The 16369-nt window shown below is 70.5% G+C and carries 2 protein-coding genes; both read right to left on the reverse strand.

What is annotated here, in order from left to right:
- Positions 1 to 72 precede the first annotated feature (72 nt).
- A complete protein-coding gene (locus ACSHXC_RS06330; RefSeq protein ID WP_438290611.1) occupies positions 73 to 1524 on the reverse strand; it encodes a methylmalonyl-CoA mutase family protein in 1452 nt (483 codons plus the stop codon).
- Positions 1508 to 16366, reverse strand: a complete 14859-nt coding sequence (locus tag ACSHXC_RS06335) for an amino acid adenylation domain-containing protein (RefSeq protein ID WP_438290612.1) — start codon at positions 16364 to 16366, stop codon at positions 1508 to 1510. Before ACSHXC_RS06335 ends, ACSHXC_RS06330 begins: the two co-directional genes overlap by 17 nt.
- Between the last annotated feature and the right edge of the window lie 3 nt (positions 16367 to 16369).

The raw sequence follows: 16369 nt of genomic DNA on the forward strand, positions 1-16369 counted from the left end.
CGGGTGTCGGGCGCCGGTACGTCCGCGTGCGGGTGTGCGGGCCCGAAGGGAAAACTTGTGCCGCTGCGCCGGTCAGGCAGGCGGCGCCTGCGCGTCCAGTCCCGCCGCGACGGCGCGTTGCATCTGGCCGATGCTGGCTCGCGCCCGCGCTGCCGCGATCATCGACTCCATGACGTTGCGGCCCGCCACGACGTCCTCGGTGAGGGCGCGCAGCTCCGCGTCGCAGTTCTTGCGCTCGAAGGGGCGGCGGCGTCCCGGAACGACACCGGACCGCAGTTGCCGTTCGGTGAGCCAGTCCTCTTCCTCGGACTGCTCGGCGTCGACGACGCCGACCGTGGGGCCGCCACTGGAGTAGGCCATGTCGTCGATGCGCGACTCCAGCCAGCCGCTGCGCAGACAGCTCAGCAGTCCGCCGCGGGCCTCGATGTCGTCGAGCCAGCCCTTGGCCTCCGCCTCGATCTCGTCGGCGATACGAGATATCACCTCGGAGCCGCCGAGCGGGTCGACGTACCGGGCCAGATCGGTTTCCTTCAGGAGGATCTGCTGGACCCGCAGCGCGACGCGCGCCGACAGCTGCCCCGGGGTCTGTGCGGCTTCATCGAAGCCGCACACGTGCAGTGACTGGACCCCGCCGAGGACTGCCGCCATGGCCTGGACAGTCGTGCGCGCGATGTTGTTGAGCGGTTCGCTGGCGGCCAGGGCGGAGCCGAAGGTGTTGACCTGGATGCGCATGCGGGTCGACTTCTCGTTGGCGGCGCCGAAGAGGTCCACCATGCGGGTGGCGTACATCCTGCGCAGCACCCGGAACTTCGCCGCCTCGGCGAGGACCTCCATGTGCGTGCCGAAGATGAAGCTGAGTCGCGGCGCGACCTCGTCGACGGTGAATCCGCGCTCCAGCATGCCCTGGAGGTACGTCTCCGCGTCGGCGATGCCGAGCGCCACCTCCATGGGCCGGCTCGCACCGGCCTCGCGGGCGTGCCCGCCCGAGATCGACACGGGGTTGACCTTGGGCAGGTGGCGTACGCAGTACTCGATGACGTCCAGCGAGAAACGGAAGCTGTCGTCCAGGTCGAACACGAACGCCTTGCGGGCGGCGTGTTCCTTGAGCATCTCGTTCTGCAGCGTGCCGCGCAGCAGCGCGGGGTCGACGCCCGATTCCTCGGCGACCACGACCCACAGGGCGAGGATCATCGGCGCGGTCGCGTTGATGGTGAACGAGACCGACACCTGGTCCAGCGGAATCCCGTCGAACACCGCGGCCAGGTCGTCGACGGTGGCCACCGAGACCCCGGCGCGGCCGACCTCGCCCACGGCCGTCGGGTCGTCCGGGTCGAGACCCAGCTGCGTGGGCAGGTCGAAGGCGAGTGAGAGCCCCGTCTCTCCGCGGTCGAGGAGGTAGTGGAACCGCTTGTTGGTGTCCATTCCGTCGCCGAGACCGGCCAACTGCCTGATCGTCCACGGCCGGGACGTATATCCCTTGGGATGAATTCCGGCCTCATAGGGAAACTCACCAGGTTTGGTCATCATCGCCACCTTCCAGTTCTGCGTGCAGTCGGTCGCCATAGGTGTCCAACACGTCGGGACTCAATATGTCGTTGTGTTCGCATTCCACCGTGATCTCGGTGACCGGACCGGCGACATGGCGCGTCCAGTCACGTGAGTAACCCGGATCGAGTTCCTTCCCCACAGCCTGGAACACCACGGCAGCGCCGCTGAACACGTCCGGTGTATGGCCGTGCCAGAGCTCCGAGTTGAATCGGAGGTTGTGCACGACATGGCTGATCATCCAGGCCGGCGGAATGGCCGCGCCGAGGGAGGAATGACTTTCAATCCATTCCACCAGCTCTTCCTGAGTGGTCAGTTCGGGCGGCGCGGGCAGGTCGACGTTCTTGGAGACGAAGTACCGCAACACGTCGATCTCGTCGAATTCCTCGTCCGGTGAGCGGGTCGTGCCGGATTCCACCAGGGCCGCGTCCAGCAGCACCAGTCGCCGCACCCGCGCTCCCCTGCGCTCCAGCACCGTGGCCAACTGGTGCGCTACGACACCGCCGAAGGACCAGCCGAGCAGGTCGTAGGGACCGTCGGGTTGGACGGACTGCACCAGGTCGGCGTAGTGCTCAGCCATCTCGCGGACCGTGCGCGGGCGTTCGCCGTCGTCGAGGGTCTGCTGGATGCCGATGATCGGGCGCCGCACGGCACTTCCCAGCGCCCGGTAGGCCCAGCTGACGCCACCGCCGGGGTGGATGCAGAAGAGCGGCCTCCCCGTGCCCTGGCGCAACTTCACGACCTGGGGCATCTCGTCCGACGCGGACCAGCTGTAGAGCTGCCTGCTGAGGCCTCGCACGGTCGGCGCTTCCATCAGGGCGCGCACGCCGATCTCGGAATCGAAGGATTCCCGTACGGCCGCGACGACCCGCATCGCGGACAGCGAGTTGCCGCCCAGGTCGAAGAAGGAGTCGTCGACGCCGACCCGCGGCACCTCCAGAACCCGGGCGAAGATCCCCGCGAGGATCTCCTCCACCGGCGACGACGGCGCCCGGAAGACACCACCGGTGAACTCCGGATCCGGCAACGCCCGCTTGTCCAGCTTGCCGTTGACGGTCAGGGGCAGCTCGTCGATGACCATGACCGCGGCCGGGACCATGTATTCGGGCAACCGCACGGCGATCTCCCCGCGCACCGCGCCGCCGTCGACCCGCGCGGCCGGGTCGGCGGGCACGACATAGCCCACGAGTTGCTTGCCTGAGTCGGTGGCCCTCACAGTCACCACCGCACGCTCCACCCCGGCCACTGCCGCCAGGGCGGCTTCCACCTCGCCCAGCTCGACCCGGAAGCCGCGGATCTTGACCTGATCGTCCGAGCGCCCGACGAACTCCAGCTCACCGTCGCCGTTCCAGCGCACCAGGTCACCGGTGCGGTACATCCGCGAACCCGCCGGACCGAACGGGCACGCCACGAACCGCGACGCCGTCAGACCCGGCCGGCGCACATAGCCCCGGCCGACGCTGCGGCCCGCCACGTACAGCTCGCCGACCACACCGACCGGTACCCGCCGCAGGCCCGCGTCCAGCACGAACAGCGCGTCGCCCGGTACCGGCGTACCGATCGGGGCTGCTCCCGTGCCGGGCTTCATGGGCCCGCTCATGGAGGCGTAGAACGTCTCCGTCTCCCCGTACCCGTTGATCATCGATCGGCCGGGGGCCCAGCGCTCGACCAGCGCGGCGGAGCATGCCTCACCGCCCACGAACACGGTGTGCACCCGGTCCAGCCCCTCTGGCGAGAGCATTTCGAGCGCCGACGGGGTCTGGTTGACCGTGGTGACCTGCTCGTCGACGAGCAGCCGGTGGAAGTCGTCGGCGGAGTGCACTGCGCGCTCGGGGACGACGACAAGGCGGCCGCCATGCAGCAGGGCGCCCCACATCTCCCACACCGACACGTCGAACACATAGGAGTGGAACAGCGACCACACCTGGTCCGGGGTGGGCTTGAAGGACCGTTCCGAGGGGGCGTACATCTGGGTGACGTTGGCCTGGGTGATGCCGACGCCCTTGGGAATGCCCGTCGTTCCTGAGGTGTAGGTGATGTAGGCGAGCAGGCGGGCATCCGGCAGCGGCAGCGCCTCGGTCGGCTGTGCGGCCCCTTCGGGGTCCTCGACGTCCACGACCGGCACGCCGCACGCTTCGGCGCGATGGGCCAGGCAGGCCGTGGTCAGGACGGCGGCGGGCGTGGCGTCGTCGAGGACGAACCGCACGCGCTCGTCGGGGTGTTTGACGTCGATCGGCACGTATGTGGCGCCCAGCTTCAGCAGCGCCAGGATCGCGGTCACGGTGTGTTCCGAGCGCGGCAGGAGCAACGCGACGACGTCGCCCGTACCCACGCTGCGGCCGGCCAGCAGGTGCGCCAGCTTCGTCGACGCCTCGTCCAGCTCCCGGTACGTCCACGACCTCCCCTCGAACACCAGCGCCACGTCGCCTGGCCGCTGTCGCACCTGCTCGGCGAAGAGCTGAGGGATCGAGGGGTCGGCGGCCGGTTCACCCAGTACCGAACGCTGCCCCAGGACGTCGAGCTGTTCCAGCTCCCGCTCGTCCAGCAGGTCGACCGACAGGACCGGGCGGTCCGCGTCGGCGAGCAGCGTCATGAGCAACCGCTGCCAGCGGCCCACGAGGCGTTCGACGGTCCCGGCGTCGTAGACGTCGGTGCGGTACTCGACCACGCCGCCGATGCCCGCGGGGCGGCCGGATCCGTCGAGCCGCTCACGGAGGCTGAAGGTCAGGTCCATGCGAGCGGTCAGGGTGTCCGCGCGCAGCGGGGAGATGTCGAGGCCGGGCAGGGACAGGTCGGGCAGGGTGACGTTCTGCCAGGCGAACAGGACCTGGATCAGGGGGTGGTGGGCCTGGGTGCGGACTGGATTGAGGCGGTCCACCAACGCGTCGAAGGGCACGTCCTGGTTGGCGAAGGCGTCCAGGCTGCGCTCCCGCACATGCCCGAGCAGGTCGGCGAAGCTCATCTCGCCCGACACCTGGGTGCGCAGCACCAGGGTGTTGACGAAGAAGCCGACCATGTCGTCGAACTCGGTCCGCCCCCGTCCCGCCGTCGGCACGCCGAACGCCACATCCGCGCTGCCGCTCAGCCGCGACAGGAGAACCGACAGCGCCGCTGACATCACCATGAACGTCGTCGCGTTGTGCTCCCGCGCCCTGCGCGCGACGAGTTCCTGCAGTTCCGCGGGCCACTCGACGAGGACCTGACCGCCCCGGTGGTCGGCGACCGCCGGGTAGGGCCGGTCGGTCGGCAGTTCCAGCAGCCCCTCGAACCCGGCAAGCTCCCGCTCCCAGAAGGCCGTCTGGCGGCCCAGCCGGGTGTCGGGATCGGCTTCGTCGCCGAGGAGTTCGTGCTGCCACAGCGTGAAGTCGGCGTACTGCACCGGCAGCGGCTCCCAGGCCGGCTCCGCTTCCGCGCTGCGGGCCCGGTACGCGGTGAGCAGGTCACCGACCAGTGGTGCCAGGGACGATCCGTCGCCCGCGATGTGGTGCACCACCAGGGCGAGCCGGTGTTCCGTGGCGGAGACCTTGAAGAGCCGCGCACGGAAGGGGATCTCGACGGCCAGGTCGAAGGCGTGGCGGGTGACCGTGCCAACCTCGTCGTCCAGCCGCTGCTCGGTCCAGCCCGTGGCGTCACAGACGTCACAGGTGAAGTCCGCCTGGGAGGCGTCGAGGACGCACTGTTCGGCCACGCCGTCCACGGCCGGGAACACCGTGCGCAGGCTCTCGTGCCGGGCCACGACGTCGGTGACCGCCGCGGCCAGCGCCGCGGCGTCGAGCGAGCCGGTGAGCCGCAGCACCAGCGGGATGTTGTAGGTAGCCGACAGCCCCTCCAACTGGTGGATGAACCACAGGCGGCGCTGCGCGAACGACAGCGGCAGCCGCTCCGGGCGCACGACCGGCTCCCAGGTCCGGCCGTCGCCCGAGGGCGCACCCACCAGACGGGCCAGGCCGGCCACCGACGACGCGTCCATCAGGGCGCGCACGCCGATCTCGCAGTCGAAGGATTCCCGTACGGCCGCGACGACCCGCATCGCGGACAGCGAGTTGCCGCCCAGGTCGAAGAAGGAGTCGTCAGCGCCGACCCGCGGCAGATCGAGAACCCGGGCGAAGATCCCCGCGAGGATCTCCTCCACCGGCGAGGACGGTGCGCGGTGCACGCCGCCGGAGAACTCCGGCTCGGGCAGGGTCCGCTTGTCCAGCTTGCCGTTGACGGTGAGCGGCAGCTCGTCGATGACCACCACGACGGCCGGGACCATGTACTCCGGCAGCCGCGCGGCTACCTCGGCCCTTGCCGTCGCGCCGTCCACGCGCACGTCGGGATCGGCGGGCACGACATAGCCCACCACCTGCTTGCCGGCATTGGTGTCCCGCGCCACCACGACGGCGTGCTGCACCCCGGCCACGGCGGCCAGCGCGGCCTCGACCTCGCCCAGCTCGACCCGGAAGCCACGGATCTTGACCTGGTCGTCGGAGCGCCCGAGGTATTCCAGTTCACCGTCGCCGTTCCAGCGCACCAGGTCACCGGTGCGGTACATCCGCGAACCCGCCGGACCGAACGGGCACGCCACGAACCGGGACGCCGTCAGACCGGGCCGGCGCACATAGCCGCGCGCCACACCCCGCCCGGCGATGTACAGCTCGCCGACGACGCCCATCGGCACCCGGCGCAACCCCGCGTCCAGCACGAACAGCGCGTCGCCCGGTACCGGGGAGCCAATGGGGGCGCCGTTGCCGGGCCGCATGGGTGCGCTCATAGCGGCGTAGACGGTGCCTTCGGTCGGGCCGTAGGCGTTGATCATCTCGCGGCCGGGGGCCCAGCGGTCGACTAGCTCGGCCGGGCAAGCCTCGCCTCCCACGAAGATCGTCCGCACCGTGTCGAGCCCCTGGGGCGACAACCGGCCCAGGGCGGAGGGCGTCTGGGTCAGGACCGTGACGCGCTCCTTCACGAGCAGCTCGTGGAAGTCGGTGGCGGAGTGGACGGCGTCCTCGGAGGCGATGATCAGGCGGCCGCCGTGCAGCAGGGCGCCCCACATCTCCCACACCGACACGTCGAACACATAGGAGTGGAACAGCGACCACACCTGTCCGGGCGCCAGCTCAGACGTCCGTGCGGACGTGGTGAACAGCTGCGTCACGTTGGCATGGGTGACGGCAACCCCCTTAGGGGTGCCGGTGGTTCCGGAGGTGTAGATAAGGTAGGCGATCCGGTCGGCGTCGGGGGCCGGGAAGGCGCCGACGACCGGTTGGCCGCCAGCCGGCTGGTTGCCCTGCGTCGGTTCCGCGACGTCCACCACCGTGACGTCGTGTCCGCGCAGCCGCTCCGCCAGCGTCGCCGCTGTCACGACCGCCGCCGGCCCGGCGTCCCGAAGGACGAACGCCAGTCGTTCGTCGGGAGTGTTCACGTCAATGGGCAGATAGGCGGCGCCCAGCTTCAGTACCGCCAGAACGACCGTCACGGTGTGTTCCGAGCGCGGCAGCAGCAACGCGACGACATCGCCCGCGCCCACGCCGCGGCCGGCCAGCAGGTGCGCCAGCTTCGTCGACGCCTCGTCCAGCTCCCGGTACGTCCACGACCTCCCCTCGAACACCAGCGCCACGTCGTCCGGGCGCTGCCGCACCTGCTCGGCGAAGAGCTGAGGGACCGAGGGGTCGGCGGCCGGCTCCGGCAGCGCGGCGCTCCGCTCCGACAGCACCGGCCGGTTTCCCAGTACGTCCAGCTGCGCCAGCTCGTCGTCGTCGAGCACGTCGATCGTCGCGAGCGGGCGGTCTGCGTCGGCGGCCATGGCGGTGACCAGCGTCTCCAGCCAGGCCAGGATCCGCCCGGCCGTCCGCTCGTCGAAGACGTCGGTGCGGTACTCCAGGCGGAGCCTCAGCTGTCGGCCGGGCCACGCCTGCAGGGCGATCGGGTAGTGCGTGAACTCACGGCTCGAAGTAATCCGGATACCCAGCTCGTCGCTGTCGAGTCGGCCGCCGGACGCCTTCAGCGGGTAGTTCTCGTACACGAAGATCGCGTCGAAGAGCTGCTGGTGGCCCGCGGCGCGCTGGATGTCGGCCAGCGCCATGAACTGGTGGTCCATACCGTCGTGATGGGCGTCACGCAGGGCGCCGATCAGCTCGGCCGCGGTCGTCGCGGCGGTCGTCCTGGCGCGCACCGGGACCGTGTTGATGAACATGCCCACGGCCGACTCGCTGCCGGGCAGATCGGCCGGACGGCCCGAGACCGTGGTGCCGAAGACGATGTCCTGGCCGCCGGTCAACGCACCGAGCAGCCGCGCCCAGGCAGCCTGAAGCACGATGTTCACGGTCGTGTTCTGCGCGCGCGCCAGCCGCTCTACGGCGCGGGTGACGCCGGCCGGGAGGTCGGCTCGCAGCAGGGCCCGCGCGGCAGGGCCGGAGCGGTTGACCGGGTCGACCAGGGTCGGCGTCTCCAGGCCCGCCAGCAGATCCTGCCAGTGCCGTCGCGCGGCGCTCCAGTCCTGTGCGGACAGCCACTCGACATAGCTGCGGAAGGCGGGGGCGGGTGCCAGGGGCTCCCGGCGGTAGACGGCGAAGATCTCGCGGAGCAGGATCTGGATCGACCAGCCGTCCACGACGATGTGGTGGACGGAGAGCACCAGCCTGTGCCGGTCCGGTCCCGTCTCGCGGATCAGGATGCGCAGGGGTGCCTCGTCCGTGAGGTTGCTGCAGGCGGCCAACTCGGCGTCGAGCAGCACTTGTTCTTCACTGCCACCGTCACCGTCGCTGCTGTCGCTGCCGATCACGGTCCACGGCACGTCCGGCCGCTTCGGAATGATCTGCACCGGCTCGGTGAGTCGATCGGAGACGAACCGGGCCACCAGGTTGGGGTGGCGTGCGATTACGGCGCTTACGGCCTCGCGCAGGCGGGCCACGTCCAGCGCACCGGTGATCTCGATGCCCAGCTGCACGGTGTACAGCTCGGTGGGCTCGGCACTGTCGGAACGGCGGTGGAAGAGCAGGCCGGTCTGGAGCGGAGTCAGCGGGAGCAGGTCGGCCGGTTCCACGGTCTGTGCGAGGCGGTCCAGCTGCTGCTGGGTGACGGCCGCGGGCAGCACGTCGGAGGGTGTGAGTCCACCGCCGCCGCTCTTCACGTACGCGGCGATCCCGACGAGAACGTCGTGCCAGCGCGCGTGCAGCTCGGTGATGTAGGAGCGGTCGACGCGCGCGCCGGCCCAGCTCCAGGTCGCGTGGAGCTCCGCCTGCGCACCGTTGCCGACCACGGCCGCGTTGATGTCGACCGTGTGGGGCAGCAGCATCGACCGGGAGCCGAAGCGCCGGGCGTCCGGCGCTTCGAGCGGTCCGAGGATCCGCCAGTCGCCGGGGTGCTCACCGGCCTGCGGCACGCCGCGGCGGCCCAGGTAGTTGAAGCCGACCGCGGGATCCGCACCGGGCAGGTCCGCACCGTCATTGAGGTACTTGAGCAGGCCGTAGGTGATCCCGTCCGGGACGGCACGCAGCTGTTCCTTGGCGTCCTTGAGCCACGCGCCGAGAGCCGGGGCGCCGGCCAGGACCGTGTCCCTGTCCAGCGGCGCCGCGGACAGTGCGACCGGGTACTTCGCGGTGAACCATCCAACCGTGTTGGTCAGATCGGTCCCGGCGCCGACCTCGTCGCGGCGCCCGTGGCCTTCCACATCGATACGGAAGGGGGTGCCGAAGTGCTGGTGCTGCTGGGCCAGGGCCGCGCCGAGCGCGATGAGCAGCAGCTCCTGGACGTTGATGTGCAGGGCCGCGGTCGCCTCGGTCACCAGTACGTCCGTCAGCGCGGCATCGACCGAGACCGACAACTGCTCCACGCCCGGCCAGGTGTCGGCGTCCGGCTGCGGCGCGGGCAGCAGGGCTGCGGCCGTTTCGATGCGCTGCCAGCTCGTCAGCTGGTCGGTGACCTCCGGGGCGGTGGCGTACTCCGCCAGCGTCGTGGCCCAGCGCCGGAACGAGGTGCCGCTGCTGTCCAGCGCGATGTCCCGGCCCTCGGTGAGGTGACGCCAGCCCGCCGCGATGTCCCGCTGGATGATCCCCCAGGAGACGGCGTCGATCGCCAAGTGGTGGACGACCAGCAGCAGTTGACGGGAGTGGGCGGCCCAGACGGCGTGCACCATGGCTCCGCGGTGCGGGTCGAGTCCGCGCAACGCGGCGGTGAACGAGGCGTCGGTCAGCTCCTCAACGACGGTGACGCAGTCGGCGGCGTCGACCGAGCCCGCGGGCGGGACCACAAGGTTCGCCGGTTCACCCCGCGGGACGTCGTCCATCCGCAGCCGGAGCATCGCGTGGCGGTCGAACAGCGCCTGCAGGAGCGCGACCACATCGCGGTGCTCTGCCCGCGACGGCGCCTGGAACAGCATGGTCTGGTTGAACTCGCCCGTCGACGCCTCCAGGGAGTCGAGCCATCGGATGATCGGCGTGGCCGTGACGGGGCCGGTGTCGTCGTCCGGTCCCAGGCGCAGCTCGTCCGGGCCCGACAGCTGGAGTACGCGGGCCAGGCGCGCCACGGTCTGCTCGACCAGGATGTCGCGGGGCTTGCAGTGCAGTCCGGCTTCCCTGGCCCGGGAGACCACCTGCATGGAGGTGATGCTGTCGCCGCCGAGGTCGAAGAAGGAGTCGCCGACACTGACCCGTTCGACGCCGAGCACGCGCGCGTAGATGGCTGCCAGGCTCTCCTCGACCTCGGTGGCCGGGGCCCGGTAGCCCTCCGTGTCGCCGTGTTCGGGCGCCGGCAGGGCGCTCCTGTCCAGTTTTCCATTGCCCGTCATGGGCAGCGCGGCCACCACCACGACCGCCGCCGGCACCATGTACTCGGGCAGCCACTCGCCCGTCAGGCGGCGCAGCCGGGCACCGTCCAGCTCGCCGGCTCCGTCGGCTTCGGCGACGACATAGCCGACCAGCTGCTTGAGTCCCGGCCGGTCTTCGCGGACGACGACCGCTGCCTGCCCCACTCCGGGGGCTGCCCGCAGTACCGACTCGATCTCACCGGTCTCGACCCGGTACCCACGGATCTTCACCTGGTCGTCGGCACGCCCGACGTACTCCAGTTCACCGTCGCGGTTCCAGCGCACCAGGTCACCGGTGCGGTACATCCGCGAACCCGCCGGACCGAACGGGTTGGCCACGAACCGGGACGCCGTCAGACCCGGCCGACGCACATAGCCGCGCGCCACACCCCGCCCGGCGACGTACAACTCACCGGCGACGCCCACCGGCACCCGGCGCAGCCCGCTGTCCAGAACGAACAGTGCGGTGCCCGAACCGGCGGCGCCGATCGGTACGACCCCGTCGGCGGCCAGCGGTTTGCTCATCGACGCGTAGACGGTGCACTCCGTCGGGCCGTAGGCGTTGATCATCGCCCGCCCGGGAGCCCAGCGGTCGGTCAGCTCGGCCGGGCACGCCTCGCCACCGACCAGGAGCACCGCGATCGACGTGAGTCCCTCGGGGGACAGACGTGCCAGCGCGGACGGCGTCTGTGTCAGCACCGTCACCTGTTCGGCGACGAGCAGGTCGCGGAAGTCGAAGGGCGAGTACACGACCTCCTCGGGGACCACGACCAGACGCCCGCCGTGCAGGAGCGCGCCGCACATCTCCCACACCGCGAAGTCGAACGCGTAGGAATGGAACAGCGTCCACACCTGGTCGTGTGGCTCCGGGGAAGCGGTGCCGGGGGCGCCGGACGCGGCCAGCCGCTGCACATGCGTGACGATCAGGTCCGCGATGCCGCGGTGGGTGACCGCGACGCCCTTGGGAGTGCCGGTCGTTCCCGAGGTGTAGATGACGTAGGCGGCCTGGTCCACTGCGGGGTAGGGCAGGGCGGCGGTGGGCTGCCGGGCGACGGCCGGGTCCTCGACGTCCACGACCGTCACGCGGTCCGCATCGATCCGGTCCGCGAGCTCCCGGGTGGTGACGACCGCGACCGGCGCGGCGTCCTCCAGCACGAACGCCACGCGCTCGTCCGGATGGTTCACGTCGATCGGCACATAGGCGGCGCCGAGCTTCAACACCGCGAGCACGGAGGTAACGGTGTGTTCCGAACGCGGCAGCAACAGCGCCACCGTGTCCCCGGCGCCCGCGCCGCGCCCGGCCAGCAGGTGCGCCAGCCTTGACGATTCGTCGTCCAGCTCCCGGTACGTCCAGGACCGGCCCTCGAACACCACCGCCACGGCGTCCGGTGTCCGCGACACCTGCCGGGCGAACAGTTCCGGCACCGACACGGCGTCGAACGGCTCCGCAAGCACCGCCCGATTGCCCAGCACGTCCAGCTGCGCCTTCTCCCCCTCGTCCAACACGTCGAGCGACGCCAGCGGACGGTCCGGCTCCCCTGCCATGGCGGTCAGCAGCCGCTGCCAGCGTGCCGTCATGCGTTCCACGGTCACGGCGTCGAAGATGTCGGTGCGGTACTCGACGATCCCGCTGATCCCTCCGGGCCGGCCGTTGTCCGTGAACCGTTCACGCAGGCTGAACGCGAGGTCCATCCGGGCGGCGCCGATGTCGACCGAGACCGTCTCCATGTCGAGCCCCGGCACCGAGATGTCGAAGTCCGCGTCGGTCTGCCAGCCGAACAGCACCTGGACCAGCGGGTGATGGGCCTGCGTACGGACCGGGTTGAGCCGCTCCACGAGCGCGTCAAAGGGCACGTCCTGATGCGCGAACGCGTCGACGCTGCGCTCCCGCACCTGCCCGAGCAGCTCACCGAAACTCTGCTCACCCGAGACGTGGGTGCGCAGCACCAGGGTGTTGACGAAGAACCCGACCATGTCGTCGAGCTCGGTCCGTCCCCGTCCCGCCGTCGGCACACCGAACGCCACATCCGCGCTGCCGCTCAACCGGGACAGGAGCACCGACAGCGCCGTCGACATCACCATGAACGTCGTGGCATTGCGTTCCCGGGCAACTCGCTGCACCAGCGCGTGGAAGTCCGCCGGCAACTCGACGATGATGCGGCCGCCGTGCTGGTCGGCCTCTGCCGGATACGGCCGGTCCGTGGGGAGTTCCAGCCTGCTGGGCAGCTCCTCCAGCGCCCGCTCCCAGTACTGCATCTGTCGGCCGAGCACACTGTTCGCGTCCGCTTCGTCGCCCAGCAGCGCGTGCTGCCGGAGCGTGTAGTCGGCGTACTGGACGGGCAGCGGCGACCAAGAAGGCGCGTGGCCCGCGGTGCGCTCTCCGTACGCGGTCCAGAGGTCGCGCAGCAGCGGTGCCAGCGACCAGCCGTCGACCGCGATGTGGTGCATGACCAGCACCAGTCGGTGCTCGGTGCGCGACACCGCGAAGAGCGTCGCGCGGAAAGGCACGTCGGCGGCCAGGTCGAAGGCGTACCGGCCCCGTTCACCGACGGCGTCGGTGATCCGGGCCTCCGTCCACGCACTGGCGTCGACGACGTCCCAGCCGAAGTCCGCCTCCGGCGCGTCCAGGACACGCTGCTCCGGCACGCCGTCCACCGCCGGGAAGACCGTCCGCAGGCTCTCGTGCCGCCCCACGACATCGGCGATCGCCGCGCGCAGTGCCGGGACGTCCAGCTCGCCGGTCACCCGCGACACCAGGGGGATGTTGTACGTCGACGACAACCCCTCCAACTGGTGGATGAACCACAGTCGGCGCTGCGCGAACGACAACGGCAACCGCTCCGGACGCACCGCCGGAACCCACGCCGCACCGCCATCGGGCGAGCCGCCCACCAGCCGGGCGAGCTCGGACACCGACGGGGCCTCCCACAGCGCCCGGACACCAATCTCGGAGTCGAAGGACTCCCGCACGGCAGCAATCACCCGCATCGCCGACAGCGAATTGCCGCCGAGGTCGAAGAACGCGTCGTCCACCCCGACCTGCGGCAGGCCCAGCACGCGAGCGAAGATCCCGGCCAGGATCTCCTCCACCGGCGACGACGGCGCCCGGTATGCCCCGCCGGTGAACTCCGGCTCCGGCAGGGCCCGCTTGTCCAGCTTGCCGTTGACCGTCAGCCGCAGGTCGTCAACGACCATGACCACCGCGGGGACCATGTACTCCGGCAGGTGCCCGGCCACCTCACCGCGCACCATCGCGCCGTCCACGCCCGCCGTGGCGTCGGCAGGCACCACGTAGCCAACCAGCTGCTTGCCGGCATCGGACGACCGCACCACCACCGCGGCCCGCTCCACGCCCGCGACACCGGCCAGAGCAGCCTCGACCTCACCGAGTTCCACCCGGAAACCACGGATCTTCACCTGGTCGTCCGAGCGGCCCACGTACTCCAGCTCGCCCGCGCGGTTCCACCGCACCAGGTCACCGGTGCGGTACATCCGCGAACCCGCCGGACCGAACGGGCACGCCACGAACCGCGACGCCGTCAGACCGCCACGGCCCAGATAGCCGAGGCCGACACCGGGGCCCGCCACGTACAGCTCACCGACCACGCCCACCGGTACCCGGCACAGCCCCGCGTCCAGAACGAAGAAGGCCAGGTCGGCGAGGGGGACGCCCACGGGGCTGACATGGCTGTCGAGATCCGGGGCGACGATGCTGCGGAAGGACGCGTGGACGGTCGTCTCCGTCGTGCCGTACATGTTGATCAGGTGCGGCCAGGTCTCGCGCTGCTCAAGCCACGCCCGCAGTTTGGACGGCTCCAGGGCCTCGCCCGCGAAGACCACGGCCTCCAGGGCGTCCAGCCGGGGCCCGGACTGCTGCCGCATGTCAGCCGCCTGCAGCGCGTAGAACGCCGACGGCGTCTGGCTCAGAACGGTGACGTGCTCGTCGATGAGCAGCTGATGGAAGTCGGTGGCGGACTGGACCACGTCCTCGGGGACGACCACGAGGCGCCCGCCGTGCAGCAGCGCACCCCACATCTCCCACACCGACACGTCGAACGCGTACGAGTGGAACAGCGACCAGACCTGGTCCGGGGCCGGCACGAACCCCGGGGCCGTCGAGGTGAACAGTCGCGTGACGCTCGCGTGGGTGACCGCGACGCCCTTGGGCACGCCGGTGGTACCGGAGGTATAGATGACGTAGGCGATCCGGTCGGCGTCGGGGAGGGCCGGGGCCACGACCGGCTGCGCCGCCAGGCCGGGGTCGTCGACGTCGATCACCGTGACGTCGAACCCGTCGATCCGGTGTGCGAGGCGGGCAGTGGTCACCACGGCCACCGGAGCCGCGTCGCCGAGGATGAATGCCACCCGCTCGTCGGGGTGTTTGACGTCGACCGGCACGTACGTCGCGCCCAGCTTCAGCACGGCCAGGACCGCGACGACGGTCTCGGCGGAGCGCGGGAGCATGAGGGCGACGGCGTCCCCCGCGCCCACCCCGCGGCCGGCCAGCAGATGTGCCAGGCGTGCCGATGCCTCGTCCAGCTCGCGGTACGTCCACAGGCGGCTCTGGAACACCATTGCCACGGCGTCCGGTGTCCGCGCCGCCTGAGCCGCGAAGAGTGCGGGTATTGACGCACCGTCAGTCGGCTCCGAGAGCACCGCACGGTTGCCCAGGAGGTCGATGTGCGCGCGCTCGTCGTCGTCCAGTACGTCGATCGAGAGGACCGGCTGGTCCATGTCGGCGACCATCGCGGAGAGGATCCGCTCCAGCCGGGCCACCATCGACTCGATCGTGGCGGCGTCGTACACGTCGGTGCGGTACTCGACCACGCCTCCGATGCCCGCCGGTTCGCCTGACTCGGTGTGCCGCTCGCGCAGGCTGAACGTCAGGTCCATTCGGGCCGCGCGGGACGTGGTGGGCACGACCTCGGCCCGTACGCCCGGCAGCGTCAGCTCCGCGGAGATGTTGTTCTGCCAGCCGAGCATGACCTGGACCAGCGGATGATGCGTCTGCGAGCGAGTGGGATTGATCAGGTCGACCAGCGCGTCGAACGGGGCGTCCTGGTGCGCCGACGCGTCCAGGACGCGACCCCGGACCTGAGCCAGTAGTTGACGAGCCGTCATATCTCCTGAGATGTCCGCCCGGAGCACCAGCGTGTTGGCGAAGAAGCCCACCAGATCGGCGAGATCGGCGTCACGCCGCCCCGTTGTCGGGACCCCGAACGCCACGTCGGGGCTGCCGCTCAGCTCGGACAGCAGCAGCGCCAGAGCCGCCGAGACCACCATGAAACCGGTGGACCGGTTCTCCCTCGCCACCTTCCGCACCTGCTCCTGCAGCGACGCGGGCCACTCGACGGGGATGCGATTGCCCCGGTGATCTGCCGCCCCCGGGTAGGGCCGGTCCGTCGGGAGCTCCAGCCGTCCCTCGAAGCCGGCGAGCGTCTTCTCCCAGTAGCGCAGGTGACGGCTGAGCGCGCTGTCGGGATCGGACTCGTCCCCGAGCGTGTCGCGTTGCCGGAGGGTGTAGTCGCTGTAGTGCAGCGGCAGCGGTGCCCAGCCGGGCGCTTCCCCGGCGCCATGCGCGCTGTACGCCAGCTCGATGTCCCGCAGGAGCGGTGCGAGCGACAGTCCGTCCGACGCGATGTGATGCATCACGAGCACCAGCAGGTGCTCATCGTCCGACACCCTGAACAGCCATGCGCGGAACGGGATTTCAGCGCCCAGGTCGAACTCGTACCGGGCCGCCTTCGTGACGGCTTCCTCCAGTGCGTCCGCCGCCCACCCCGAGGCGTCGACGACCTCCCACCGGAACTCGGCCTCCGCCGCGTCCAGGATCCGCTGTTCAGGCACGCCGGCCACGGCCGGGAACACCGTCCGCAGACTCTCGTGCCGGCCCACGACACCGGCGACGGCAACGCCCAGCGCCTGAACATCGAGCCCACCGGTCAGCCGCAGCACCAGTGGAATGTTGTACGCCGACGACAGCCCTTCCAGCTGATGAATGAACCACAACCGACGCTGCGCAAAAGACAACGGGATCAATGC

Origin of the sequence: Streptomyces sp. HUAS TT7 (assembly GCF_051550175.1) — a bacterium.
In the GTDB taxonomy this organism is placed as follows: Bacteria; Actinomycetota; Actinomycetes; order Streptomycetales; family Streptomycetaceae; genus Streptomyces.